Source organism: Bradyrhizobium sp. AUGA SZCCT0160 (assembly GCF_018130105.1).
Taxonomy (GTDB): domain Bacteria; phylum Pseudomonadota; class Alphaproteobacteria; order Rhizobiales; family Xanthobacteraceae; genus Bradyrhizobium.
In genome coordinates, this window is record NZ_JAFCMD010000018.1 from 127,838 (window position 1) to 150,854 (window position 23,017).

The following is a 23,017-nucleotide window of genomic DNA, read 5'->3' on the forward strand; positions in this document are numbered from 1 at the left end:
GAAAACCGGATGGCGCACCTCAATCGCCGGCACGTGCTGGGGCTCGGCCTCGGCGCGGTGAGTGCCAGCATGTTTCGTCCCGCCGCCGCCGACAATGGCGGCACCGAGATGCACGGCATGTCGGTCTTCGGCGACCTGAAATACCCGGCTGACTTCAAGCATTTCGACTACGTCAATCCGGATGCGCCGAAGGGCGGCTTATTTTCCACGATCCCGTCGACCCGCGCCTACAACCAGTCCTTCCAGACGTTCAATTCGTTCAACGCTTTCATCCTCAAGGGCGAGGGCGCCAAGGGCATGGAGCTGACCTTTGATTCGCTGATGGCGCGCGCCAATGACGAGCCCGACGCGATGTATGGCCTTGCGGCGAAGTCGGTGCGGATTTCGCCGGACAAGCTCACCTACCGCTTCACCATGCGCCCCGAGGCTCGCTTTCGCGATGGCTCGAAGATGACGGCGCACGACGTCGCCTTCTCGCTCAACACGCTGAAGGAAAAAGGCCATCCGCTGATTGTGGTCCAGCTGCGCGACATGGTGAAGGCCGAGCCGCTCGACGATGCGACGGTGGCCGTGATGTTTGCGCCAAACCGCGCGCGCGACGTTCCGCTTTATGTCGCTAGCCTGCCGATCTTCTCCAAAGCCTATTACGCGACGCGGCCATTCGAGGAATCGACCACCGATATCCCGCTCGGTTCGGGACCGTACAAGGTCGGCAAATACGAGATCAACCGCTTCGTCGAATACGACCGCGTCAAGGACTGGTGGGCGGCCGATCTTCCCGTCAATCGCGGCAGCTACAATTTCGACACCGTGCGTTATGAGTTCTATCGCGACCGCGATGTCGCGTTCGAAGGCTTTACCGGCAAGAATTATCTCTACCGCGAGGAATTCACGGCGCGCATCTGGGCCACCCGTTACGATTTTCCCGCGGTCAAGGACGGCCGGGTCAAACGTGAAACCCTGCCGGATGAATTGCCTTCGGGTGGGCAGGGCTGGTTCTTCAACACCCGCCGCGACAAGCTGAAAGACCCCAGGGTACGCGAAGCGGTCATCAACGCGTTCGATTTCGAATGGACCAACAAGACCGTGATGTACGGCGCCTATGCGCGCACGGTTTCGCCGTTCCAGAATTCGGACATGGTGGCGACCGGGCTGCCGTCGCCTGAAGAGCTGAAGCTGCTCGAGCCGTTCCGCGGGCAGGTGCCCGCCGAGGTGTTCGGCGAGCCGTTCGTGCCGCCGGTGTCGGATGGGTCGGGCCAGGACCGGACTTTGCTGCGCAAGGCCGGGCAGTTGCTGCAGGACGCGGGACTTATGGTGAAGGACCGCAAGCGCCTGCTGCCGAACGGCGAGGTCTTGAAGATCGAGTTTCTGCTCGACGAGCCCTCGTTCAAACCGCATCATGCGACCTTCATCAAGAACCTGGAACTGCTCGGGATCGAGGCGGAAATCCGGCTGATCGACGCCGTACAGTATCGCGCTCGCGTGGAGTCGTTCGACTTCGACATGACGACGATGCGCCTCAGCATGTCGCCGACGCCGGGTGACAGCCTGCGGCCTTACTTCACATCGCATGCGGCGGCCACCAAGGGGTCGTACAATTTGGCGGGAGTAGCTAATCCTGCAATCGACGCGCTGGTCGACAAGGCCATCGGCGCCGAAACGCGCGCTGATCTGACGATCGCGTGCCGTGCGCTGGATCGGGTGTTTCGGGCCGGCCGCTATTGGGTGCCGCAGTGGTTTCGCACCAATCACCCGATCGCCTATTGGGATCAATTTTCCCATCCGCCCAAGCCGGCACGCTACACGCAAGGCACCGGAGCGCCTGACAACTGGTGGTTCGAGGCCAACAAGGCTGCGAAACTCGAGCAGGCGAAGTAATTCATGGCCGCTTATATCGCCCGCCGTATTTTCCTGATGCTTCCGACGCTGCTCGGCATCCTGTTCGTGTCGTTCATCGTGGTGCAGTTCGCGCCGGGCGGTCCGGTCGAGCGCGTGCTCGCGCAGCTCTCCGGCGCCGACACCGGTGGCACCTCCAGAATATCGGGGGGCGGCGGCGACATGGGTCCGCGCGGCCAGGTCGGCGCATCGGCGGACGCCGTCAGCTCGAAATACCGCGGCGCGCAGGGGCTCGATCCGGAATTCATCAAGAAGCTGGAAGCGCAGTTCGGCTTCGACAAGCCGGCGTACGAACGCTTCGCGCTGATGGTGTGGAATTTCGCGCGGTTCGATTTCGGCAAGAGCTACTTTCGCGACGTCAGCGTGATCCAGCTGATCAAGGAGAAGCTGCCGGTCTCGATGTCGCTCGGGATCTGGATGACGCTGTTGACCTATCTGATCTCGATCCCGCTCGGCATCCGCAAGGCGGTGCAGGACGGCTCGCGGTTCGACACCTGGACCTCGGCGATCATCATCGTCGGGTTTGCGATTCCCGGCTTCCTGTTCGCGATCCTGTTGATCATCCTGTTCGCCGGCGGCTCGTTCTTCAACATCTTCCCGCTGCGCGGGCTGACCTCGGACGGCTGGGCGCAGTTCCCCTGGTACTGGAAAATCATCGACTATTTCTGGCACCTCACGCTGCCGCTGATCGCGATGGCGCTCGGCGCCTTCGCCACCATGACGCTGCTGACCAAGAACTCGTTCCTCGACGAGATCCGCAAGCAATATGTGATGACGGCGCGCGCCAAGGGCTGCGGCGAGCGGCAGGTGCTGTATAATCACGTCTTCCGCAACGCGATGCTGATCGTGATCGCGGGTTTTCCGAGCGCGTTCATTTCCGCCTTTTTCTCCGGCTCGCTCCTGATCGAGACGATCTTCTCGCTCGACGGGCTCGGCCTGCTCGGTTTCGAAAGCGTGCTGAACCGCGACTATCCCGTTGTGTTCGGAACGTTGTTCATCTTTTCGCTGGTCGGCCTCGTGGTCAATCTGATCTCCGACCTCGCTTATATGTGGGTCGATCCACGGATCGACTTCGAGGCGCGTGAGGTCTGATGACGATCACCGCACCCCAGCCGGTCGAGACCACGACGCAATCGCCGCTCGGCGAGGCCGTGCCGATGACGCGCCATGCCTTCACGCCGTCGCCGCTCAACCGCCGCCGCTGGCAGAACTTCAAGGCCAATCGCAGGGGGTACTGGTCGTTCTGGATCTTCATGGTCCTGTTCGTGGTCTCGCTGTTTGCGGAGCTGATCGCCAACGACAGGCCATTTTTGATCAAGTACGACGGTCGTCTCTATTGGCCTGCCTTCGTCAGCTATTCCGAAACCACCTTCGGCGGCGACTTCGAGACCGCCGCCGACTACCGCGACCCCTACTTGCAGAAGCAGATCGCCGACAAGGGCGGCACCATCATCTGGCCGCTGATCCGCTATTCCTACAGCACGCATAACCTCGATTTGCCAACGCCGGCGCCGTCGAAGCCGACCTGGATGCTCACTGAAGCCCAGTGCAAGGAAGTGGTGACGAAGAAGGGGCTGAACGGCTGCAGCGACCTCGAATACAACTGGCTCGGCACCGACGACCAGGGCCGCGACGTGGTCGCGCGCTTGATCTACGGCTTTCGCATCTCGGTTCTGTTCGGCCTGACCTTGACGATCTTGTCCTCGATCATCGGCATCGCCGCGGGCGGCGTGCAGGGCTATTTCGGCGGCATGACCGATTTGCTGTTCCAGCGCTTCATCGAGATCTGGAACGCGATACCCTCGCTCTATCTGCTGCTGATCATCTCGGCGGTGCTGCCGCCGGGCTTCTTCATCCTGCTCGGCATTCTCCTGCTGTTTTCCTGGGTGTCGCTGGTGGGCCTGGTGCGCGCCGAATTCTTGCGCGGCCGCAATTTCGAATACATCCAGGCGGCGCGGGCGCTCGGCGTCTCCAATGCCAGGATCATGTTCCGCCACCTGTTGCCGAACGCGATGGTGGCGACCATGACGTTCCTGCCGTTCATCGTGTCGTCGTCGGTGATGACGCTGACGGCGCTGGATTTCCTCGGTTTCGGTCTGCCGCCGGGCTCGCCGTCGCTGGGCGAATTGCTGGCGCAGGCAAAAGCCAACGTGCAGGCGCCCTGGCTCGGCCTCACCGGTTTCTTCTCGGTCGCGATCATGCTGTCGCTGTTGATCTTCATCGGCGAGGCCGCACGCGACGCCTTCGATCCGCGCAAGACGTTCAGGTAAGAGCAGCATGGACGCCATCAACCAGCCTCTGCTCGATGTCCGCGATCTCTCGGTGGCGTTCGGCGACAGCCTTGCGGTGGATCATGTCTCGTTTTCGATTCGGCGCGGCGAGTGCGTGGCCCTGGTTGGCGAATCCGGCTCCGGAAAATCCGTCAGTGCGTTGTCGATCCTGAGGCTGCTGCCGTATCCGAGCGCCTCGCATCCTTCCGGCAGCATTCGCTTTCGCGGCCAGGATCTGTTGACCGCGCCCGAGAACGAGATGCGCGGAATCCGCGGCAACGACATCTCGATCATCTTCCAGGAGCCGATGACCTCGCTCAATCCGCTGCATACGATCGAGGCGCAGATCGGCGAGATCCTGTTTCTCCACAACGGCGTCCGCGGCGCGATGGCGCGGGCACGCACGCTCGAACTCCTGACCCAGGTCGGCATTCCCGATCCGGACCGGCGGCTGCAAAGCTATCCGCATCAATTGTCCGGCGGCCAGCGCCAGCGCGTCATGATCGCGATGGCGCTCGCCAACGAGCCGGACCTGTTGATCGCGGACGAACCGACCACGGCGCTGGATGTCACGGTGCAGGCCCAGATCCTGGCGCTGCTGGCCGAAATCCGCACGCGGCTCGGCATGAGCATGCTGTTCATCACCCATGATCTTGGCATCGTCCGCCGCATCGCCGATGTCGTCTGCGTCATGAATGGCGGCAAGATTGTCGAGCAGGGGCCGGTGGAACAGGTTTTTACGGCGCCTAAGCATTCATACACACGGGACCTGCTTGCGGCCGAACCAAAGCCCGACCCGGCGCCGCCGCGGCCCGATTCACCGGTGGTGATGTCGGCGGATAATTTGAAGGTCTGGTTTCCGGTCAAGCGCGGCCTGCTGCGCCGAACCGTCGATCACATCAAGGCGGTTGACGGCGTCAGCCTTGCGGTGCGCAAGGGTGAGACGCTCGGCGTTGTCGGCGAGTCCGGTTCCGGCAAGACCACGCTCGGCCTCGCGCTGCTGCGGCTGATCTCGTCGGACGGGCCGATCGTGTTCCTCGGCAACAACATCCAGGGCCTGCGTTTCAAGGCGATGCTGCCGTTCCGCCGCGACATGCAGATCGTGTTTCAGGATCCGTTCGGCGCGCTCTCACCGCGCATGTCGGTCGGCGATATCGTCGCCGAGGGCCTGACTGTGCATCAACCCAAGCTGACATATGAGGAGCGCGAGGCGCGCGTCATCAAGGCGCTGACGGATGTCGGCCTCGACCCCAAGACCCGGTTTCGCTATCCGCATGAATTCTCGGGCGGCCAGCGCCAGCGCATCTCCATCGCGCGCGCCGTGGTGCTGGAGCCCGATTTCGTCGTGCTGGACGAGCCGACCAGCGCGCTCGACATGCTGTTCCAGGCCCAGATGGTGGATCTCTTGCGCGAGCTGCAGCGCAAGCGCGACCTCACCTACATGTTCATCTCGCATGATCTGCGCGTGGTCGCGTCGCTCGCCAGCCATCTGATCGTGATGCGTCACGGCAAGGTGGTGGAGAAGGGGCCAGCCGCCGAGCTGTTCAAGAATCCGCAGAGCGACTACACCCGCGCGCTGTTCGCCGCCGCATTCCGAATCGAAGCGGTGCCGGATGGGACGGTAGAGGTCTAGATAGCGTTTTCGAGCGAAGTGGACACCGGTTCGCGTAAAGAAAACGCGTCAGAGAACTAAAGCCGCTTGATCGACGTCACTTCGCTGCCTGCCGCCCTGATGCGGGCGATGGCCTCGGCCGTATTTTCAACTACCGTTGCCATGTGATGCGCGTTGGCGTGGACGATGGTGTCGGCGTCGCGCACGATCGCGACATGGCCCTTCCAGAAGATCAGGTCGCCGCGTTGCAGCTTCTTGGTTTCGGAGGGATTCAAGGCGCGGCCGAGGCCGTCCTGCTGCATGTCGCTGTCGCGCGGGCAGCCGGTGCCGGCGGCGTTAAGCGAAACCTGCACGAGGCCGGAGCAGTCGATGCCGAGGCTGCTCTTGCCGCCCCACAGATAGGGCGTGCCGACGAATTTTTCCGCGACCGCAACAAAGTCCTTTTCCATCGCCTCCAGACTACCGACATGCCGGCGCGGCAGGTACCAGCCTTCGCGCGTGACGGCGAACGCGCCGTCCTCGCGCGCCACCGTGATCAACGTCCCCAGCGACAGCGTATCCACCGGCGGCAGCTTGATCGACGCGGCCGGAAACGCAAAGGTCCGTAGCACCGTGACCTTGTGGGTCGGCGCGGCAGATGGTTTGCCGAGCGCGGCATCGGGAATCCAGCCGACATAGCCGTCGCTGTTCAATTGGCCCCAGGCAAAGCCTTCGCCGTTGCGGTCGTAGATCGTGACGCGTTCGCCTTTCAGCGCCTGCGTCAGCAACGCGGCGTCGGCGGCCGGCGCCTCGCGCAGCGGCGCGATCGCATCGACCACACAGAATTCCTCACCGGTCACAAAGCGCGCCGCCGTGACCTTGCCTTCGAGATATTTGGCGGCGAGGTCCGGACGGGCCGGGGTCAGGCGTGGATCATCCATAGCGTTCGCTCAATAGTTTATAGATCGCGCGCGCGGCCTGGCATTCGCCGCCCTCGGGGCGCGCGGGTTTGGCCGACGGAGTCCAGCCGTAGATATCGACATGCAGCCAGCTTTGGGCGTCGGAGACGAAGCGCTGCAGGAACAGCGCGCAGGTGATCGAACCGGCAAAACCGCCCGACGGCGCGTTGTTGATATCGGCGACTTTCGAATCCAGCCAGGAATCGTAGGCCGGCCACAGCGGCATGCGCCACAACGGATCCTGCTCCCCGGTTGCGAAACGCGCAACATCCTGCGCCAGCGTCTCATCATTGGTGTAAAAGGGCGGTAAATCCGGCCCCAATGCAACACGCGCCGCACCGGTCAGGGTTCCCAGATCGACCAGCAAATCGGGCTTCTCTTCGCAGGCAAACGCCAGCGCGTCGGCCAGCACCAGCCGGCCCTCGGCGTCGGTGTTGCCGATCTCGACGTTAAGTCCCTTGCGCGACTTGAAGATGTCGAGCGGGCGGAAGGCGTTGCCGGCCACCGCGTTCTCGACGGCGGGGATCAGCACCCGCAGCCGGACATTCAGCTTGGCATCCATGACCATCTGGGCCAGCGCCAGCACATTGGCCGCACCGCCCATGTCTTTCTTCATGATCAGCATGCCGCTGGAGGGTTTTAGGTCGAGCCCGCCGGTGTCGAAGCACACGCCCTTGCCGACCAGCGTCACCTTGGGATGATCAAGGTCGCCCCAGCTCATATCGATCAGCCGCGGCGCGCGCGTCGAGGCCATGCCGACCGCGTGGATCAGCGGGAAATTCTGTTGGATCAATTCGTCGCCGACAATTGTCTTGAAGCTGGCGCCGAAGCGCGCCGCGAGTTGCCCGGCGGCCGCCGCCAGCTCTTCCGGGCCCATGTCGTTCGACGGCGTATTGATGAGGTCGCGCGCCAGCGAGGCCGCTTCTGCCATCCGCGCGACGTCCGATATGTCCACGCCATCGGGTGGCACCAGGCGCACATCGGGTTTGTCGGTCTTGCGATAGCGGCCGAATCGGTAGCTGCCGAGAGCAAAGGCGAGCGTGGCCAGACGCGTGTCGTGCGGCGCATTGGCGAAGCGATAGACGCCAGGCGGCAGCAGCCCCGGCAGCGCGCCGGGCCGGAACAGGTCACGGGATTTGCTGCCTTCCTCTTCGAGACCGAAGATGACCTGCGCGATCCCTCCATCGGGCGAGGGGAGCGTCAGGCACTTGCCGGGCTTGGCGGCAAAATCGTTGGCGAGAGCAAATTGCTGGGCGTGTGGAGGAAGCTCCTTGCTGACCGTGGCCCATGTCGCCTTGGTGGCAAAATAAATCGGAATGCTGGAGGCGGCGGGCGCGGTCTCGAACGGGGATTGCATGCTTGTCTCGCGGAAATAGGGCGGCTCGGTCAGCTGCCGAGCTTGCAGGATATTCGTGTGACTTCAATGGTGAAGCTGCAAAATTGTACGTCAAAACCCCGTCGGGGGCCCAACGCAGAGCCGGAGCTCCCGCCTGCCGATTAACCAGCCGTTAGGGTTAACAGTCTAGTGCTGGCGTGTTCGGCTCCACCCGAAATCGTGAGTTGAAGTGCCATGCGTCCATCATCCAGCCTTGTCCGACCCAATGTGGCCCGGTTTCTCGCCTCCGCGGCCGTGACGGCGATTTTGGCCGCAAGCCTTGGCGGCTGCCAGACCATGTCCGATGTGACGGGCGCGCTGACCCAGAAGTCCAGCAGCAGCGCCGCCGCTCCCGCCATTCCCGACGATCCGCGTCGTGCCGTCGAAGTCTATGGCGAGCGCTATCGCGCCAATCCCAAGGATGCCAACGCCGCCCTGGCCTATGGCCAGGCGCTGCGTGCCACAGGCCAGCGTTCGCAGGCCGCCGCCGTTCTCGAACAGGCCACCATCGCCCATCCCGGCAACAAGGCGCTGCTCGCCGGTTATGGCCGCGCGCTCGCCGACAACGGCAATTCGCAAGCCGCCTTCGACGTTCTCAGCCGCGCCCATTCGCCCGACAATCCCGACTGGCGCATCCTCTCGGTGCAGGGCACCGTGCTCGACAAGCTCGCCAAGCACGAGGAAGCCCGCCGCTATTATGCCAGCGCGCTGAAGATCGCGCCGGAAGAACCGTCGGTGCTGTCCAATCTCGGCCTGTCCTACATGCTGACGCGCGAACTGCCCGACGCCGAGGCGGCGCTGCGGCGTGCCTATGGCAATCCGCGGGCGGACGCGCGGGTGCGGCAGAATCTGGCGCTGGTGGTCGGCTTGCAGGGCCGTTTCACTGAGGCCGAGACCATCGCCAAGGGCGATCTGCCGTCCGAGGAGGCCGCGGCGAACGTGGCCTATCTGCGGGAAATGCTGAGCCGCAAGGATCCGCGCGGCGGCAAGACCGTTCCGGTGGCCGCGCTCAACCGGCCCGACTGATAGCTGCGCGGCGGATCGATCGGCCGGACCGCTCAATCCAGATTTTCTGGTGGGTTCCGATTCAGAACGTTTTCGAGCGAAGCGTGCCCTCGGACTTGATCCGGGGGTGGCTACCGGTTTGCACAGCAATCGAGTTTACGCAGCTTGCGTAGGCCCGTCTGCGGTAGAAAACGCGCCAAAGCGGCTATCGGTTCTGATTCAATCAGGACCGATGATGCTTTAGAGGATCGTCGTCGTCTGCAGCTTGATGTAGGTCGGCCCGAGAATGACGATGAACAGGCACGGCAGGAAGAACAGGATCATCGGCACGGTCAGCTTCGGCGGCAAGGCGGCCGCCTTCTTCTCGGCCTCGTTCATGCGCATGTCGCGGTTTTCCTGCGCCATCACGCGCAAGCTCTGGCCGAGCGGCGTTCCGTAGCGTTCGGACTGCTGCAAGGCCAGACAGACCGATTTGACGCCGTCGAGGCCGGTACGCTTCGCCAGGTTCTCATAGGCCACCTTGCGGTCCTGCAGATAGGACAGTTCGGCCGTGGTCAGCGCGAATTCTTCCGACAGCGCCACCGATTGCGAGACGATTTCGGTGGAGACCTTGCGAAAGGCGACTTCGACCGACATGCCGGACTCGATACAGATCAAGAGCAGGTCGAGCGCGTCGGGGAACGCACGCTTGATCGAAAGCTGGCGCTTGGTGATCGCGTTCTGCAGGAACAGCATCGGCGCCTGCAGCCCGAAATAGGCCGCGCCGAGGCAGATGCCGATCTTGACCGGCATCGATTTGTCCATGTGCGTGATGACGAAGACGTAGAGCACCGCGCCGATGAAAAGCACGATCGGCGTCACCGCGCGGGCGAACAGGAACGTGACGTAGGGCGCATGGCCGCGGTAGCCGGCCATGATCAGCTTGTCGCGTGCGGCTTCCTGCGCCAGCCATTTGGTCAGGTTGAAGTCTTCCACCACCTTGGAAACCAGCTGCTTCGGGCTCTGGCGCAGCGATACCTTCTCCGTTTTGGCAAGACGGTCGCGCTCGCGCTGCCGGATCCGTTCCCGCTCGCTGGCGACTGCTTTCATGCGCTTGGCGAGGCCTTCGCCGGCGAACAGCGGCGTGACCAGCGTGTAGGCGGTCAGGGTCGCGGCAATGGCGGCCAGGAACATGGTCATGAACCGGGCGTCGTGCATCTTGTTTATGAGGAACTCAACCATGTTACACCGTCAGAAGTCGAAGTTGATCATTTTCTTCATCACGAGAACGCCGATCGTCATCCAGCCAACGCAGCACACAAGCATGAATTGGCCGAGCCGGTCGGTCCACAGAAGCGAGATGTAGTCGGGCGTTGTAATCCAGACCAGCACCATCACGACCGGCGGAAGAGAGCCGATGATGGCGGCGGAGGCCTTGGCTTCCATCGACATCGCCTGAATTTTCTCCGCCATCTTCTTGCGGTCGCGCAGCACCTTCGAAAGGTTGCCGAGCGCTTCCGACAGATTGCCGCCCGATTTCTGCTGGATCGCGATCACGATGCCGAAGAAGTTGGCTTCCGGCACCGGCATCCTTTCATAAAGGCGCGCGCAGGCTTCGCCGAGCGGCATCCCGATGGTTTGGGTTTCGATGATGGCCAGGAACTCGCTCCTCAGCGGCTCCGGCGAGTCGGCCGCGACCACCTTGATCGATTCGAACAGCGGCAGTCCGGCCTTGATGCCACGGACGATCACGTCGACCGCGTCCGGCAGCGCTTTCAAAAATGCCTTTTCGCGCTTCGTCTTGAGGTAACCCAGCAGCCAGCGCGGCAGCCCGAAGCCCGCGCCGAAGGCCATGCCGAGGGCGCCCAAAACTCCGCCTCCGGCGCTGAACGCGGCGAAACCGGCGACCGCAGCCAGGACGCCGGAGATGATCCAGAATTTCTGCGTCGACCAGGAAAGTCCGGCCTGGGTGATGCGGGTGCTCAGGGGAACCGATTTTTCCTTCAGCCGGCGCGACTCGAGATCCTTCAGCGACCCCTCGACCTGTTCGCGGCGTGAACGCTGGTTCTTGTCGGCCTGACGCGCCGCCGTCGGTTCGGACCGCGCGATCGAGGCGCGGCGCGATTCCGCTTTCTTCTCGCCGGACAGCAATGGGTAGACGAAAACCCAGGCAATGCCGCCAATCGCGGTGAATGCAAGAAAGGCCAGTGCGAGCGCTTGCATGGACATCAGCGTGCTCCGGGTTCAGCTGTGACTTCGGCGGCATCAAGCGCAGCCGCGAGCCGCTTCTCCTCGCCGTAATATCGTGCGCGTTCCCAGAACCGCGGGCGTCCGATGCCGGTCGAGCGATGCTTGCCGATGATCTTGCCGTTGGCGTCTTCGCCGATCATGTCATACAGGAACAGGTCCTGGGTGATGATGGTATCGCCTTCCATGCCCATCACCTCGGTAATGTGGGTGATGCGCCGCGAGCCGTCGCGCAGACGCGCGGCCTGCACGATGACGTCGATCGAGGCGCAGATCATCTCGCGAATGGTGCGGGACGGCAGCGAAAATCCGCCCATCGTGATCATCGATTCGCAGCGCGATAAAGCTTCGCGCGGGTTGTTGGCATGCAGCGTTCCCATCGAGCCGTCATGGCCGGTGTTCATCGCCTGCAGCAGGTCGAATGCCTCGGGTCCGCGGACTTCGCCGACGATGATGCGTTCGGGCCGCATACGCAGGCAGTTGCGGACCAGTTCGCGCATCGTGACCTGGCCTTCGCCTTCGATGTTGGGCGGCCGGGTTTCCAGCCGCACCACGTGCGGTTGCTGCAGCTGGAGTTCGGCGGCGTCTTCGCAGGTGATGACGCGCTCGTCATGCTCGATGAACTGGGTCAGGCAGTTCAAGAGCGTGGTCTTGCCGGAGCCGGTGCCGCCGGAGATCAGCACGTTGCAGCGGACGCGGCCGATGATCTGGAGGATTTCCGCGCCTTCCGGCGAGATGGCGCCGAACTTGACCAGCTGCTCGAGGGTCAGCTTGTCCTTTTTGAATTTTCGGATGGTGAGCGCGGGCCCGTCGATCGCCAGCGGCGGCACGATGGCGTTGACGCGGGAGCCGTCGGCGAGACGCGCGTCGCAGATCGGCGATGATTCGTCGACGCGCCGGCCGACCTGGCTGACGATGCGCTGGCAGATGTTGAGCAGCTGCTGGTTGTCGCGAAACCGGATGCCGGTCTTCTGGATCTTGCCGGCGACTTCGATGAACACCGTGCCGGCGCCATTGACCATGATGTCGGCGATGTCGTCGCGCGACAATAGCGGCTCCAGCGGACCGTAACCGAGCACGTCGTTGCAGATGTCGTCGAGCAGCTCTTCCTGCTCGGCAATCGACATCACGATGTTCTTGATCGCGATGATCTCGTTGACGATGTCGCGAATTTCCTCGCGCGCCGACTCGCCGTCGAGTTTGGCGAGCTGGGCAAGGTCGATCGCCTCGATCAGGGCGCCGAAGATCGTGGCCTTGACCTGGTAATAATTGTCGGAGCGCCGCGCTTCCATGGCGGGCGCCGGCGGCGGTTTCGAGGGCGCGATCGGCGGTGAAGATACGGTCGGCGCGGCCATTTCACGCGAAGCGGCCGCCATGCCGGATGGCTCCGGCGCGTGAATGGCGGGCTTCGGCGCCCGCGTGTCGTTGTCTCCGCTACGCTTACCAAACACGATCGTACTCCACGCGGACGGCTTACTTCTTGGCCCGCAACTTCTCGATCAGGGGCGACAGGAACGACCCCTTCGGCTTCTTGGTCTCGCCGCGGCCTGTCAACCGCTGCGCAATCTGCAGGAACATCTCGGTGGTCCGGTGATTGGCGGAAATTTCCGCAATCATCTGGCCGTTATTGGCGGCCGAGCCGAACATCTGCGGCTCGAACGGGATCGTGGCGATCGGCTGGCTCTCCATGGCCTTGGCGAATTCGCTGGCGGGGATCTCGGGGCGCTTCGGAATGCCGACCTGGTTGAGGCAGTAGAGCGGCGCGCGGTCGTTCGGCCGCGACGCCTTCAAGAGGTCGTAGATGTTCTTGGTGTTGCGCAAATTGGCCAGATCGGGCGCCGCCACGATCAGAATATCGTCGGCTGCGATCAGCGCGCGCTTGGTCCATCCCGACCACTGATGGGGGACGTCGAGCACGATGCAGGGCATCGTGGTGCGAAGCGTGTCGAAGATCGCATCGAAAGCGTCAGCGCCAAAATCATAGACCCTGTCGAGCGTCGCTGGCGCCGCGAGCAGGCTGAGATGGTCGGTACATTTCGACAGCAGACGGTCGATGAAGGCGGTATCGACCCGGTCGGGCGAGAACACGGCGTCGGCGATGCCCTGCGGCGGGTCCTGATTGTAGTCGAGGCCGGCGGTGCCGAAGGCGAGGTCGAGGTCGGCGACCACCGAATCCAGCGCCAGATCGCGGGCGATCGCCCAGGCGACGTTATGCGCGACGGTGGACGAGCCGACGCCGCCCTTGGCGCCAACCACGGCAATGATGCGGCCGACCGCCTTGGCTTCGGGCGCCGAGAACAGGTTGCACACCGCGCGGACGACGTCGATGGCGGTGACGGGGGCGATCACGTAGTCGCTGACGCCGCGGCGCACCAGCTCGCGGTACAGCGTGACGTCGTTGATGCGGCCGATCACGATCACGCGGGTTCCGGCGTCGCACACGGTGGCCAACTGATCGAGACCGAGCAGGATATCGTTGCGGCCCTCGGTTTCCAGGATGATCACGTTCGGTGTCGGCGCGGAGCGATAGGCCTCGATGGCGGCGGCCATGCCGCCCATCTGGATCTTCAAATGAGCTTTGCCGAGACGGCGGTCTTCGCCGGCCGATTGCACAGCCGCAGCGGTTTCCACCGTCTCGCAGAATGCCTGGACGGACACCCGCGGCGCCGGCGCGATATGATCTTCCGTCGACGGCGGCGGGCCGTCCGGCTGCTGTTCGGGGGTCTGGCGCGAGTAGCTGATCATTTGCCTGTATCGCTGAGTTTGGCCTTGTCGGCTTCGGGATAAGCGGTCGTGGTTGACGTACCCTTGCGATATTTGTCGAAGGCGATGTTGCGCCGCGGCGTATAGGCGGGTGTCTCCTCGCGCGGCTGCACGAGATCCGACGGATTATCGACCATCGCGGCAAGATTGCGCTGATTGGAGCAACCGAGATTGTAATAGGGCTTGTTTTCGAAATAGCCCCGGTTGTTGACGGACGGTCCGAGGTCGTCGGGCCACAGGCCGCAGGGCCCGGCGGTGGCCGAGATCTTCGGATAAGTCAGCCGGATCGCCGCCATGTGCCTGGGGTCCTCGGGACGATACTGGCGTATGGCGACCGCGCGCGGCGGGACGCCGGCAGCGGCGAACGTCGCCTGGATCTCGCGCAATGATTCGCTGGCAGCGCGCGCGTTCGGCGTATCGGTGGGCATGTCGATGGTGATGCCGCCGGTGCCCTCCTTGAGCCAGGTCTGCGCCATTCCCATCACATCGGAGCGCTGGTTCGCGGAAAGTCCGCCGCGGCCACGGCCGACGAATACGATCACCGTGCGATCGGCTTCCTGAATCGCGATCGGATGACGCAGGCGATAATCGTCCGGCACGCTTGCCGTCGCCACCGGGTCGGTGTGCTTGCAGGCGCCCAGCACCACGGCAAGACCGATTAGCGCTCCCGCGAGGCGGAGAGCGCGCTTGCGGTCGGCGGTTACTGCGGATGTGCTTTGTCGTGTCATCGTCCCGCCTCAGTCCGTAATAAAGCCGTAGGTGCCGCGATATTTCCGTCCCGGCTCATTGCTGCGGCCCGGAACGCCGTAGACGCGATTGATGCTGCCGAGCAGATCGGTCTGCGGATCGGAAGCGTTGGCGAACCCGTCATCGGGGCGCGAAAGATCCTTCTGCGCCACCGCGCGAACCACGTAAGGGGTGACCAGGACCATCAGCTCGGTCTGGCTGTTGACGAAGTCGCGGCTGCGGAACAGCGTGCCGAGCACCGGCAATTGCGCCAGACCCGGGAAGCCATTGATGGCCTGCTTGGTCTGCTCCTGGATCAGGCCGGCCATCGCCATCGCGCCGCCCGACGGGATTTCCAACGTCGTCTCCGCACGGCGGGTCTTGATCGAGGGAATGGTCAGCGAGTTGGTGCCCGCGGAGCTGAGCGACTGGGTCAACGTGATCGAGTTGTCGTTGGACAGTTCGGATACTTCGGTCATCACGCGCAGGCTGATGCGGCCTTCGGTCAGCACGACCGGCGTGAAATTGAGCGAAATGCCGAACTTCTTGAACTGGATCTGGGTCGTACAAACGCGCGTGATCGGGTCGCAGGAATAGCCTGCGGGAACTGGAAACTCGCCGCCGGCGATGAAGGTGGCGGACTCACCGGAAATAGCGGTCAAATTGGGTTCGGCCAGCGTCCGCACCACGCCGGCGCTTTCCATGGCGCGAAGGGTAGCCGTCACCGACGGGACGTTGCCGCCGCCGAACGTTCCCGATGCGACGTTGCCTGGGACCAGCGGACGGCCATAGGCGGTAAACGGGTTGGCGTTGCTGAAGTTCACCACCGCCGTGCCGTAGGTCATGCTGGCCGTGAGGTCGATGCCCATCTGCTTGATGATGTTGCGCGCGACTTCGGCAACCGTCACCTTCAGCATCACCTGGTCGCGGCCGCGGACGGCGATCGAATTGACGACCTTGTCGGTGCCGCCGGCGAGGCGGGAGGCCAGATCGAAGGCCTGCTGCGCGTCGATCGGGCTTGCCGCCGTGCCGGTCAGCACCACGCCGTCGCCGACGCCGTCGATATGGATGTCCGAGTTCGGCAGCGTCTGCTTCAGCGCCGCACGCACGCCGTTGAGGTCGCGCTTGACCGCGATGTCATAGGCCGCGATCTGCTGGCCTGCCGAATCGAAGAATACGATGTTGGTCTGGCCCACCGCCGCGCCGATGATGTAGGCACGCTGGGAGGAGCGGACGACGGCGTTGGCGATCTTCGGATCGGCCACCAACACGTCCTTGATGTCGCGCGGCAGGTCGATCACGATCGACTTTCCGATCCCGAGCGAAACCGTGCGCGCGTTCATCTGCCCGTCCATGGCCGCCGGCGCCGCGGCGCGATAGTCGCTTGCCTTGACCGGCGTCAGGGCCGGATTGAGCGTCAGGGCTGCGACCGCCGAGAACGACAGGGCGCGGACGATGAATGTCCGCAGCATCGGCTGATTTCCCCTGCACTTCATAACGAGCGTCCTTTCGGTCACGTCTGCACCGACTGCTGGCTGACCAAGCCGTATCCGACGAACGACGGCGCGCCGCTCTGGCGCGCACGGGCCAGTGTCATCGCGTTGGCGTTGCTGATGAAACTGTCGCTGGCGCTCGCGGCCGGCCAGGTCTGCCATTGCATATCCTTGGCCTTGAGCGACTGGCCGAGGCCGATGTCGCCGTTGGCGACCAGAATATCGATGGTCTGCAGCTCCGCGACCGGATCCGGCGCGACAGGCTGGTGGTCGGATCCGCTGGCCAGACCTGCGGCAATGCCGCCAGCGCCGATGGCGATGGTCAAAACGACAATGCGAGCGGTATTCATACGCTTCACTTTCCACATAACGCCGCGACGCTTCCGCCGCCGTGATGGGAGTTGACCAGCTATTCGTCAAAGCATGGTTAATGAGGCGTGAGTAAATTGCCTTAACGGTGCGTTACCGTTCGAAGGATCAGTGCATTGCGAGGTGCGTGACGTCGATCGACTTGATCCACTCGGTCTCCGGATAGACCATCAACGCGCCGATCGCGAGCGCGATGCCGTAGGGGATTCCGGTCTGTTTGTCGTGGAGGCGGAGCAGCCAGGCCTGCCCCGTGAGCGGCCGGGGTAGCGGCCATTGCCTGGCATAGAGCAGCAGCAGCGTCAGGGCGCCGCCGAGCAGCGAGGCATAGAGCAGATAGTTGAGCAGGTGATCGAAGCCGAACCAGAGCGCCACCCCGGCCGCGACCTTGGCGTCGCCGCCGCCGACCCAGCCCATCGCGAAACAGCCAAAGGCCACGACGAGGACAACAGCGCCGGCGCCGAGATGCATCAGGAAATCGTGCAGGCCCATTCCGCCCAGCGGCGCCAGAACCAGAAAGCCGGCCACCAGGGCCAGCGATATCCGGTTCGAAATCGTCATAGTGAAAAGGTCGCTCGCGGCCGCGAACGCCATCAGGGCCGGAAACAGCATGAGGCGGGCAATATCGAGGATCATGGATTCACACAGCCCGTGCTGCCAACGCGAAGGCCGGGAAGACCTGAAAGAAGACGTTCCAGCATCCGGCGAACCTATCGACGAGAAGTGAACAATCGGAAAACGGCCCGCACGAGGCGGACCCGCAAAAACCCCGGGTCTCGAAAACGACCCTCAAGTCGCGCAAACGACAAAGGCCCCGGGTGACCCGGGGCCTTTGAAGCAGATTGCGACGATCGCTTATTTCAGCGAGGTCGAGATCGTGCCGAAGTTGGTCGACAGCTTGCCGCCGACGCCCTGAACGGCGGTGATGATCGCGATCGCAATACCGGCGGCAATCAGGCCGTATTCGATGGCAGTCGCGCCGGACTCATCCTTGACGAAACGCGAAACGAGATTCTTCATAATAGATAACTCCTGTGTACACGTGGCTGGTCGAACTATCATTTGGTCTCGCCGGCGTTCTCAGCACCGTGACCATGACGCCACCCTAAAACCGGACCATTGCGGCGCAGTTAATTCGATTGCGCAAAACCGGGGGGAACTCGCTGTTCTCACTCAGAGTAAACGCGGAATTAAGCCAGTTGATAAAATGCGCTTAGTGTTGCGGGCCTTGTTGTCGCAGCCGCGCAGGCCCGGGTCAGTGCCGGATTCACCGCTCCTTAAGCGCGAGGGTGATACCCCCTTGGATCTCCCCATCAAGCGAGGCAGTCATGTCGGGTATGCCGTTGGAAGTCATCGAGATGATGGGCCAGACCATGGCGAAGGTGGTGCCGGTTACGATCGGCCTCGCCCTGGTGTTCACGGTGCTCTCGCATTTCTGGGCCTGCAATCCAGGCAAGCCGTGGTGGCGCAAGCGCGAACTCATCACCGACATCTGCTACTGGTTCTTCGTTCCCGTTTTCGCCCGTGTGCTCCGCATCGGGCTGTTGGTGCTCGGCGCCGGTGTTGTCTTCAACATTCATGACGTCGACGAGCTGGTCGCATTCTACGACAATGGCCACGGGCCGTTGGCCGCGCTTCCGCTCTGGGTGCAGGCACTGCTGTTCCTGGTTGCCTCCGACTTCATGCTGTACTGGCTGCACCGCATGTTTCACAGCGGCGGCTTCTGGAAGTACCACGCGATCCATCATTCTTCGGAAGATCTCGAGTGGATTTCCGCGGCGCGGTTTCACCCCGTCAACCTGTTCATCGGAACGATCATGGTGGACGTCATCCTGTTGATGGCGGGCATCTCGCCCAACATCATGCTCTGGGTCGGGCCGTTCACGACCTTCCACTCGGCCTTCGTCCACGCCAATCTGAACTGGACGCTCGGCCCGTTCAAATATGTACTGGCGACGCCGGTGTTCCACCGCTGGCATCACACCTCGCAGGAAGAGGGCGGCAACACCAATTTTGCCGGCACCTTCCCGCTCTGGGATATTATGTTCGGAACGTTCCGGATGCCGGAAAACAAGCTGCCGGATAATTACGGCGTCGACGCCGATCAGTCGGTGCCGAACGAAATCGGTGGGCAGTTAGCCTATCCGTTTCGCCAGTAGCGCCTTTTCGAGCCAGCACGACCCGCTTCGCGCAAGCAAGACGCGTCAAGTATCCAGCGCGGGGACCTGGAGGTCCTCCCGCCGGAAGTTTTCGTCACGACCGAATTGACCGCCCAATCCGATCGCGGCACGCTGCGCGCCTTGAGTCTTGCAGAAATCCGGTTCTGCCGAGACGCCAGATCGCGCAAGGTGCTAAGAAGCGGCAATGTTCCTGGGCCTGGAAATCGTCGAGATGCTTGGCCAGACGATGGCCATTGTGGTGCCGGTGACGATCGCGCTGGCGCTGGTGTTTTCGGTGCTGGCGCATTTCTGGGCCTGCAATCCCGGCCGGCCGTGGTGGCGCAAGCGCGAACTCGTGACCGATCTCGCCTACTGGTTCCTGGTGCCGCTGTTCGCCCGCGTGTTCCGGATCGGGCTATTGGTGCTCGGCGCCGCCCTGGTGTTCCAAATTCATGACGCCGACGAACTGATCGCCTTCTATGACAATGGCCATGGGCCGCTGTCGACGCTGCCGCTGTGGCTGCAGGCGGTGCTGTTTTTGGTGCTCGCTGATTTCATGATGTACTGGCTGCACCGAATGTTCCATGGCGGCGGCTTCTGGAAATACCACGCCATCCATCATTCCTCCGAGGATGTGGACTGGATTTCGGCGGCGCGCTTTCACCCCGTCAACCTGTTGCTCGGCACCATCGGGATCGACGTCGCGTTGCTGATGGCGGGTATTTCGCCGAACGTGATGCTGTGGCTTGGCCCTTTCAACATTTTCCATTCGGCGTTCGTTCACGCCAATCTGAACTGGACGCTCGGCCCGTTCAAATACGTGCTTGCCACCCCGGTCTTCCACCGCTGGCATCACACCGCGCAGGAAGAGGGCGGCAATACCAACTTCGCGGGCACCTTTCCGCTCTGGGACATCCTGTTCGGAACCTTCCGGATGCCCAAAGACCGTTTGCCGGACAATTACGGTGTCGACGATCAGTCGACCTTCCCGCGCGAGATCGCCGGGCAACTGGCCTATCCATTCCGGAAATAGGCTCGGAACGCGAACCGTCGGGCGTCAGTCCGGTTCCCGACTACGAGGCTTGTTAACGCGACTTCGATGCGCTCCCTTAACCTTGCTTTGACCTATGTCTGGCTAGACTCGCTTCAGCGCCGGAAGCGTCGCTGCGTCATGTATGAGTAAAAGCGTATGAACACCGCCCGAATTATCGTTCTGGCCATCGCAATCAGTGCTGGCGGTGTTGCCGCATACCTTGCGAGCGGTATCGACAAAGAAGCTCCCGCACCGGTCGCAGCAGTACCGCAACTGCCGACGGTGGATGTGCTCGTGGCCAAGGATGACATCGGCCTTGGCCAGACTGTCGCCGCCGAAAACCTGCAGTGGCAGACCTGGACCGAGTCGTCTTCAAGCGGCAGCTTCATTCGCAAGAAGGACCGGCCCGAGGCCATCACCCAAATCGTTGGCTCCATCGCCCGCATGCCGTTCATCGCGGGAGAACCGATTCGCGAGCAGAAATTGGTCAAGGCGAACGGGTCAGGGTTCATGGCGGCGATCCTGCCGACGGGAATGCGGGCCGTCTCGACTGAAATCTCGGCCGAAACCGGGGCGGGCGGCTTCATTCTGCCGAACGACCGCGTCGACGTGATTCTGTCGAAGCGCGAGAAGCAGCAGAGTATCGATGGCGCGGGGCAGCCGCCCGATATCATCTCCTCCCAGACCGTTCTGACCAATGTCCGCGTTCTCGCCATCGACCAGGCCCCCAAGGAAAAAGAGGGCCAAAACGCGGTGCTGGGAAAAACGGCGACGCTGGAAATGACGCCTGATGAAGTCGAGGTTCTGGGAAAAGCACGCCTGAGCGGGAGTTTGTCACTGGCGCTGCGCAGCATCGCAGACAGCAAAACGACCGCCGTTGCTTCAACCGGCAACAGCAAACTGGTCACGGTTTACCGCGGAAGCACCAGCGCCGACGTGCTGAGCTGCACGCCACTTTGTGCCCGGCGCTAGAGGGTTAACGTCCGCTTAACGGCGCGGGTCGTTCTGCTTCTATCCGGCGAAACACTTCGACAATCTGTTTCGGCTACTCATGACGGCAGTTCCGCTTGCGCCTGAGGTCGCTTCGATGCCGTCGCATATCCGCTCCTTCAGCCAGTTGTTGCGCCGTTTTTGCCGCAATCGCGGTGGCTCCACCGTGGTCGAGTTTGCGCTGGTCGCGCCGATGTTCTTTGCGCTGCTGTTCGCGATCATCGAGACGGCGTTCATGTTCTTTGCCAGCCAGGTGCTCGAGACCGTGACGCAGGATTCGGCGCGCATGATCATGACCGGTCAGGCGCAGAACGCCGCCTACACCCAGGCGCAGTTCAAGACCTATGTCTGCAGCAAGGTCGCCGCGCTGTTCGATTGCAACGGAATCTCCGTCGACGTGCAGAGCTATCCCCAGTTCAGCAGCGTCAACGTCAGCAACCCGATCGACGCCAGCAAGAATTTCGTGCCGACGAACAATTACAGCCCCGGCGGCCCCGGCGACATCGTCGTGGTGCGGCTGTTCTATCAATGGCCGATACTGGTCACCAAGTTCGGCTATGACATCTCGAATCTCAGCGGCAGCAAGCGGCTGTTGAGCGCGACCGCGGCGTTCCAGAATGAACCTTTCTAGAAGCATTTTTCAAGCGACCCGGTTTGCGTTGAGAAAACGCGTCAAGACAAGATAGGCAAGGCGATGAGTCTGATGAGTGGAATCTGGCTTCGCATGCGGCGCTCGGCGCTCGATCTGTCCGGCGATACCAGGGGTCTGGCCGCCGTCGAATTCGCCATGGTCGTACCTCTGATGCTGGTGCTGTTTTTCGGCACGGTCGAGTTCTCGTCCGGCGTCGCGGTCGACCGCAAGGTGACGCTGATGGCGCGGACGCTGTCGGATCTGACGTCGCAGAACGTCTCGGTCACCGACGCCCAGCTGACCAACATCTTCAACGCCTCCACCGGCATCATGACGCCCTATTCGGCCGCGCCGCTCAATTCCACGATCACGGAACTGTATGTCGATCCCACTACCAAGATCGCCCGGGTGCAGTGGAGCAAGGGCGCGGTGCCGCGCGGGACCGGAAGCACGGTGGCGATTCCGAGCGCGCTGCAGGTCGGCGACACCTATCTGATTTACAGCGAGGTCAGCTACAAATACGTCCCGGCCATCGGCTATGTGATGGCGAAGGCGGGGATCAATTTGACCGACTTCACCTATACGCGCCCGCGCCAATCGCTGTGCGTGATGTACAACACCACGGTTTGCACGAAGTCGTAACGCCGTCGCGCAGATCAATGGCGCGGGATGAATCCGAGGTAGGAAAAAAGGCCGCGCCATGGGCGCGGCCTTTCGTTATTTCGAAGCAATTTTCAAGGGCGCGCCGGGCGTCCTGAAAAATCACTCATCCAGCGGCGCGCAGATTGTCGGCCGAAGATTTGCCAGAGCGACGATCGGCCACGATTTCGTAGCTGATCTTCTGGCCTTCACGCAGCGTACCAAGACCGGCACGTTCGACAGCGCTGATGTGCACGAACACGTCATTGCCGCCGTCATCCGGCTGGATGAAGCCATAGCCCTTGGTTGCGTTAAACCACTTCACGGTTCCCATGCTCACGGGGGTAGTCCCTTCTCAGATATACTAGTCGTAGCCCACCTCTCGATGGGCTGGTGAGATCGAATTTTTGGAAGGGTCGTCAGCGTCTAAACCGGCTGTACCGGTGGATAGCTAATGTCGTCCGGCCGAAAATCGATGCCCAATATTATTCGATCAAGGGGTCCAAAACAATCCTGACGTGCACGATTTTTTGAACAGGGCAAGCCCGGTCCATCGCGCGCCGACATCATCTGTCGGGCACGATGGCAATCGGTCGCTGGAAGCCCGTTACCGGCGGCGGAACTGGCCGCCACGCGGCGGTGCACCACGCGGGGGACCGCTCGAGGGGCGCTCATCCTTGTGACGGAAAATCAGCCGGCCCTTCTCCAGATCATAGGGCGACATTTCGATCGTGACCCGATCGCCTGCCAGCGTCTTGATCCGGTTCTTCTTCATTTTACCGGCGGTGTAGGCAACAATTTCGTGTCCTGCGTCGAGCTGCACGCGGTAGCGCGCGTCGGGGAGGATTTCGGTCACCAGTCCTTCGAACTGGATCAGCTCTTCTTTAGCCATATT

The 23,017-nt window shown here is 62.6% G+C and carries 22 protein-coding genes and 1 pseudogene; 10 read left to right on the forward strand and 13 right to left on the reverse strand.

Translation table 11 applies throughout. From position 1 onward, the window contains the following. Window positions 1-9: 9 nt before the first annotated feature. The 4 genes from JQ558_RS26025 to JQ558_RS26040 are packed head-to-tail and all read left to right on the forward strand — an operon-like array spanning window position 10 to window position 5,799. A complete protein-coding gene (locus tag JQ558_RS26025) occupies window positions 10-1,878 on the forward strand; it encodes an extracellular solute-binding protein (RefSeq protein ID WP_212295594.1) in 1,869 nt (622 codons plus the stop codon). A gap of 3 nt (window positions 1,879-1,881) precedes the next feature. Then, the gene (locus JQ558_RS26030; RefSeq protein WP_212274981.1) at window positions 1,882-2,988 is read left to right on the forward strand and encodes a microcin C ABC transporter permease YejB; all 1,107 of its coding nucleotides are present in this window, start codon (window positions 1,882-1,884) and stop codon (window positions 2,986-2,988) included. Continuing rightward, window positions 2,988-4,166, forward strand: a complete 1,179-nt coding sequence (locus JQ558_RS26035) for an ABC transporter permease (protein ID WP_212274980.1) — start codon at window positions 2,988-2,990, stop codon at window positions 4,164-4,166. The genes JQ558_RS26030 and JQ558_RS26035 overlap by 1 nt, the downstream gene beginning before the upstream one ends. Window positions 4,167-4,173: 7 nt before the next feature. Next, the gene (locus JQ558_RS26040; RefSeq protein ID WP_212295575.1) at window positions 4,174-5,799 is read left to right on the forward strand and encodes an ABC transporter ATP-binding protein; all 1,626 of its coding nucleotides are present in this window, start codon (window positions 4,174-4,176) and stop codon (window positions 5,797-5,799) included. A 56-nt stretch (window positions 5,800-5,855) separates the two neighbouring features. Here JQ558_RS26040 and JQ558_RS26045 read toward each other — a convergent pair whose 3' ends face one another. After that, window positions 5,856-6,698 carry an NlpC/P60 family protein gene (locus JQ558_RS26045; protein ID WP_212295576.1) on the reverse strand — a complete coding sequence of 281 codons (843 nt, stop codon included), beginning with the start codon at window positions 6,696-6,698 and terminating at the stop codon, window positions 5,856-5,858. Next, complete coding sequence (locus JQ558_RS26050; protein ID WP_212295577.1) at window positions 6,691-8,073, reverse strand: M17 family metallopeptidase; 1,383 nt, start codon at window positions 8,071-8,073, stop codon at window positions 6,691-6,693. The genes JQ558_RS26045 and JQ558_RS26050 overlap by 8 nt, the downstream gene beginning before the upstream one ends. A 213-nt stretch (window positions 8,074-8,286) precedes the next feature. Here JQ558_RS26050 and JQ558_RS26055 point away from each other — a divergent pair, with 213 nt between their 5' ends. Further along, window positions 8,287-9,117 carry a tetratricopeptide repeat protein gene (locus JQ558_RS26055; RefSeq protein ID WP_212295578.1) on the forward strand — a complete coding sequence of 277 codons (831 nt, stop codon included), beginning with the start codon at window positions 8,287-8,289 and terminating at the stop codon, window positions 9,115-9,117. A 219-nt stretch (window positions 9,118-9,336) separates the two neighbouring features. Here the strand turns inward: JQ558_RS26055 and JQ558_RS26060 are convergent, their stop codons facing one another. The 9 genes and pseudogenes from JQ558_RS26060 to JQ558_RS26100 all read right to left on the reverse strand — a co-directional run bounded on the left by JQ558_RS26060 (window position 9,337) and on the right by JQ558_RS26100 (window position 17,690). Further along, complete coding sequence (locus JQ558_RS26060; protein WP_212274975.1) at window positions 9,337-10,317, reverse strand: type II secretion system F family protein; 981 nt, start codon at window positions 10,315-10,317, stop codon at window positions 9,337-9,339. Between the two features lie 9 nt (window positions 10,318-10,326). Then, a complete protein-coding gene (locus JQ558_RS26065) occupies window positions 10,327-11,304 on the reverse strand; it encodes a type II secretion system F family protein (protein WP_212206268.1) in 978 nt (325 codons plus the stop codon). After that, window positions 11,304-12,773 (reverse strand): CpaF family protein, encoded by a 1,470-nt coding sequence (locus JQ558_RS26070; RefSeq protein ID WP_212206270.1) that lies wholly within the window; start codon window positions 12,771-12,773, stop codon window positions 11,304-11,306. The genes JQ558_RS26065 and JQ558_RS26070 overlap by 1 nt, the downstream gene beginning before the upstream one ends. A 22-nt stretch (window positions 12,774-12,795) precedes the next feature. Beyond that, on the reverse strand, window positions 12,796-14,067 hold the full coding sequence (locus JQ558_RS26075) for an AAA family ATPase (protein ID WP_212206272.1): 1,272 nt from the start codon (window positions 14,065-14,067) through the stop codon (window positions 12,796-12,798). After that, window positions 14,064-14,813, reverse strand: a complete 750-nt coding sequence (locus JQ558_RS26080) for a CpaD family pilus assembly protein (protein WP_212295579.1) — start codon at window positions 14,811-14,813, stop codon at window positions 14,064-14,066. Before JQ558_RS26080 ends, JQ558_RS26075 begins: the two co-directional genes overlap by 4 nt. A 9-nt stretch (window positions 14,814-14,822) precedes the next feature. Continuing rightward, window positions 14,823-16,307, reverse strand: coding sequence for a type II and III secretion system protein family protein (locus JQ558_RS26085; protein WP_212206276.1), 1,485 nt, complete (start codon window positions 16,305-16,307; stop codon window positions 14,823-14,825). 116 nt (window positions 16,308-16,423) lie between these two features. Continuing rightward, window positions 16,424-16,654: pseudogene (locus tag JQ558_RS26090) on the reverse strand (Flp pilus assembly protein CpaB); the annotation flags it as partial. 127 nt (window positions 16,655-16,781) lie between these two features. Continuing rightward, window positions 16,782-17,306, reverse strand: a complete 525-nt coding sequence (locus JQ558_RS26095; RefSeq protein WP_212206280.1) for a prepilin peptidase — start codon at window positions 17,304-17,306, stop codon at window positions 16,782-16,784. A gap of 219 nt (window positions 17,307-17,525) precedes the next feature. Further along, window positions 17,526-17,690 (reverse strand): Flp family type IVb pilin, encoded by a 165-nt coding sequence (locus JQ558_RS26100; RefSeq protein WP_192737154.1) that lies wholly within the window; start codon window positions 17,688-17,690, stop codon window positions 17,526-17,528. A 308-nt stretch (window positions 17,691-17,998) separates the two neighbouring features. Between JQ558_RS26100 and JQ558_RS26105 the strand changes: the two genes are divergently transcribed. From JQ558_RS26105 to JQ558_RS26125, 5 genes are all read left to right on the forward strand, one after another. Next, the gene (locus tag JQ558_RS26105; protein ID WP_212295581.1) at window positions 17,999-18,829 is read left to right on the forward strand and encodes a sterol desaturase family protein; all 831 of its coding nucleotides are present in this window, start codon (window positions 17,999-18,001) and stop codon (window positions 18,827-18,829) included. 205 nt (window positions 18,830-19,034) lie between these two features. Then, on the forward strand, window positions 19,035-19,862 hold the full coding sequence (locus JQ558_RS26110; RefSeq protein WP_192737156.1) for a sterol desaturase family protein: 828 nt from the start codon (window positions 19,035-19,037) through the stop codon (window positions 19,860-19,862). 156 nt (window positions 19,863-20,018) lie between these two features. After that, window positions 20,019-20,834 (forward strand): Flp pilus assembly protein CpaB, encoded by an 816-nt coding sequence (gene cpaB, locus JQ558_RS26115; protein WP_212206290.1) that lies wholly within the window; start codon window positions 20,019-20,021, stop codon window positions 20,832-20,834. A gap of 115 nt (window positions 20,835-20,949) precedes the next feature. Continuing rightward, on the forward strand, window positions 20,950-21,483 hold the full coding sequence (locus JQ558_RS26120) for a TadE/TadG family type IV pilus assembly protein (protein WP_212206292.1): 534 nt from the start codon (window positions 20,950-20,952) through the stop codon (window positions 21,481-21,483). A 63-nt stretch (window positions 21,484-21,546) separates the two neighbouring features. Next, window positions 21,547-22,125 carry a TadE/TadG family type IV pilus assembly protein gene (locus JQ558_RS26125; RefSeq protein ID WP_409363377.1) on the forward strand — a complete coding sequence of 193 codons (579 nt, stop codon included), beginning with the start codon at window positions 21,547-21,549 and terminating at the stop codon, window positions 22,123-22,125. Between the two features lie 124 nt (window positions 22,126-22,249). Here JQ558_RS26125 and JQ558_RS26130 read toward each other — a convergent pair whose 3' ends face one another. Further along, window positions 22,250-22,462, reverse strand: a complete 213-nt coding sequence (locus tag JQ558_RS26130) for a cold-shock protein (protein WP_002714433.1) — start codon at window positions 22,460-22,462, stop codon at window positions 22,250-22,252. Window positions 22,463-22,729: 267 nt separating this feature from the next. Continuing rightward, window positions 22,730-23,014 carry a translation initiation factor IF-1 gene (gene infA / locus JQ558_RS26135; protein WP_211999774.1) on the reverse strand — a complete coding sequence of 95 codons (285 nt, stop codon included), beginning with the start codon at window positions 23,012-23,014 and terminating at the stop codon, window positions 22,730-22,732. Window positions 23,015-23,017 lie beyond the last annotated feature (3 nt).

Coding starts and splice junctions, on each gene's coding strand:
- JQ558_RS26025 (WP_212295594.1), top strand. CDS start 10: ATGGCGCACCTCAATCGCCGGCACGTGCTGGGGCTCGGCCTCGGCGCG.
- JQ558_RS26030 (WP_212274981.1), top strand. CDS start 1,882: ATGGCCGCTTATATCGCCCGCCGTATTTTCCTGATGCTTCCGACGCTG.
- JQ558_RS26035 (WP_212274980.1), top strand. CDS start 2,988: ATGACGATCACCGCACCCCAGCCGGTCGAGACCACGACGCAATCGCCG.
- JQ558_RS26040 (WP_212295575.1), top strand. CDS start 4,174: ATGGACGCCATCAACCAGCCTCTGCTCGATGTCCGCGATCTCTCGGTG.
- JQ558_RS26045 (WP_212295576.1), bottom strand. CDS start 6,698: ATGGATGATCCACGCCTGACCCCGGCCCGTCCGGACCTCGCCGCCAAA.
- JQ558_RS26050 (WP_212295577.1), bottom strand. CDS start 8,073: ATGCAATCCCCGTTCGAGACCGCGCCCGCCGCCTCCAGCATTCCGATT.
- JQ558_RS26055 (WP_212295578.1), top strand. CDS start 8,287: ATGCGTCCATCATCCAGCCTTGTCCGACCCAATGTGGCCCGGTTTCTC.
- JQ558_RS26060 (WP_212274975.1), bottom strand. CDS start 10,317: ATGGTTGAGTTCCTCATAAACAAGATGCACGACGCCCGGTTCATGACC.
- JQ558_RS26065 (WP_212206268.1), bottom strand. CDS start 11,304: ATGTCCATGCAAGCGCTCGCACTGGCCTTTCTTGCATTCACCGCGATT.
- JQ558_RS26075 (WP_212206272.1), bottom strand. CDS start 14,067: ATGATCAGCTACTCGCGCCAGACCCCCGAACAGCAGCCGGACGGCCCG.
- JQ558_RS26080 (WP_212295579.1), bottom strand. CDS start 14,813: ATGACACGACAAAGCACATCCGCAGTAACCGCCGACCGCAAGCGCGCT.
- JQ558_RS26085 (WP_212206276.1), bottom strand. CDS start 16,307: ATGAAGTGCAGGGGAAATCAGCCGATGCTGCGGACATTCATCGTCCGC.
- JQ558_RS26095 (WP_212206280.1), bottom strand. CDS start 17,306: ATGATCCTCGATATTGCCCGCCTCATGCTGTTTCCGGCCCTGATGGCG.
- JQ558_RS26100 (WP_192737154.1), bottom strand. CDS start 17,690: ATGAAGAATCTCGTTTCGCGTTTCGTCAAGGATGAGTCCGGCGCGACT.
- JQ558_RS26105 (WP_212295581.1), top strand. CDS start 17,999: ATGTCGGGTATGCCGTTGGAAGTCATCGAGATGATGGGCCAGACCATG.
- JQ558_RS26110 (WP_192737156.1), top strand. CDS start 19,035: ATGTTCCTGGGCCTGGAAATCGTCGAGATGCTTGGCCAGACGATGGCC.
- cpaB (WP_212206290.1), top strand. CDS start 20,019: ATGAACACCGCCCGAATTATCGTTCTGGCCATCGCAATCAGTGCTGGC.
- JQ558_RS26120 (WP_212206292.1), top strand. CDS start 20,950: ATGCCGTCGCATATCCGCTCCTTCAGCCAGTTGTTGCGCCGTTTTTGC.
- JQ558_RS26125 (WP_409363377.1), top strand. CDS start 21,547: ATGAGTCTGATGAGTGGAATCTGGCTTCGCATGCGGCGCTCGGCGCTC.
- infA (WP_211999774.1), bottom strand. CDS start 23,014: ATGGCTAAAGAAGAGCTGATCCAGTTCGAAGGACTGGTGACCGAAATC.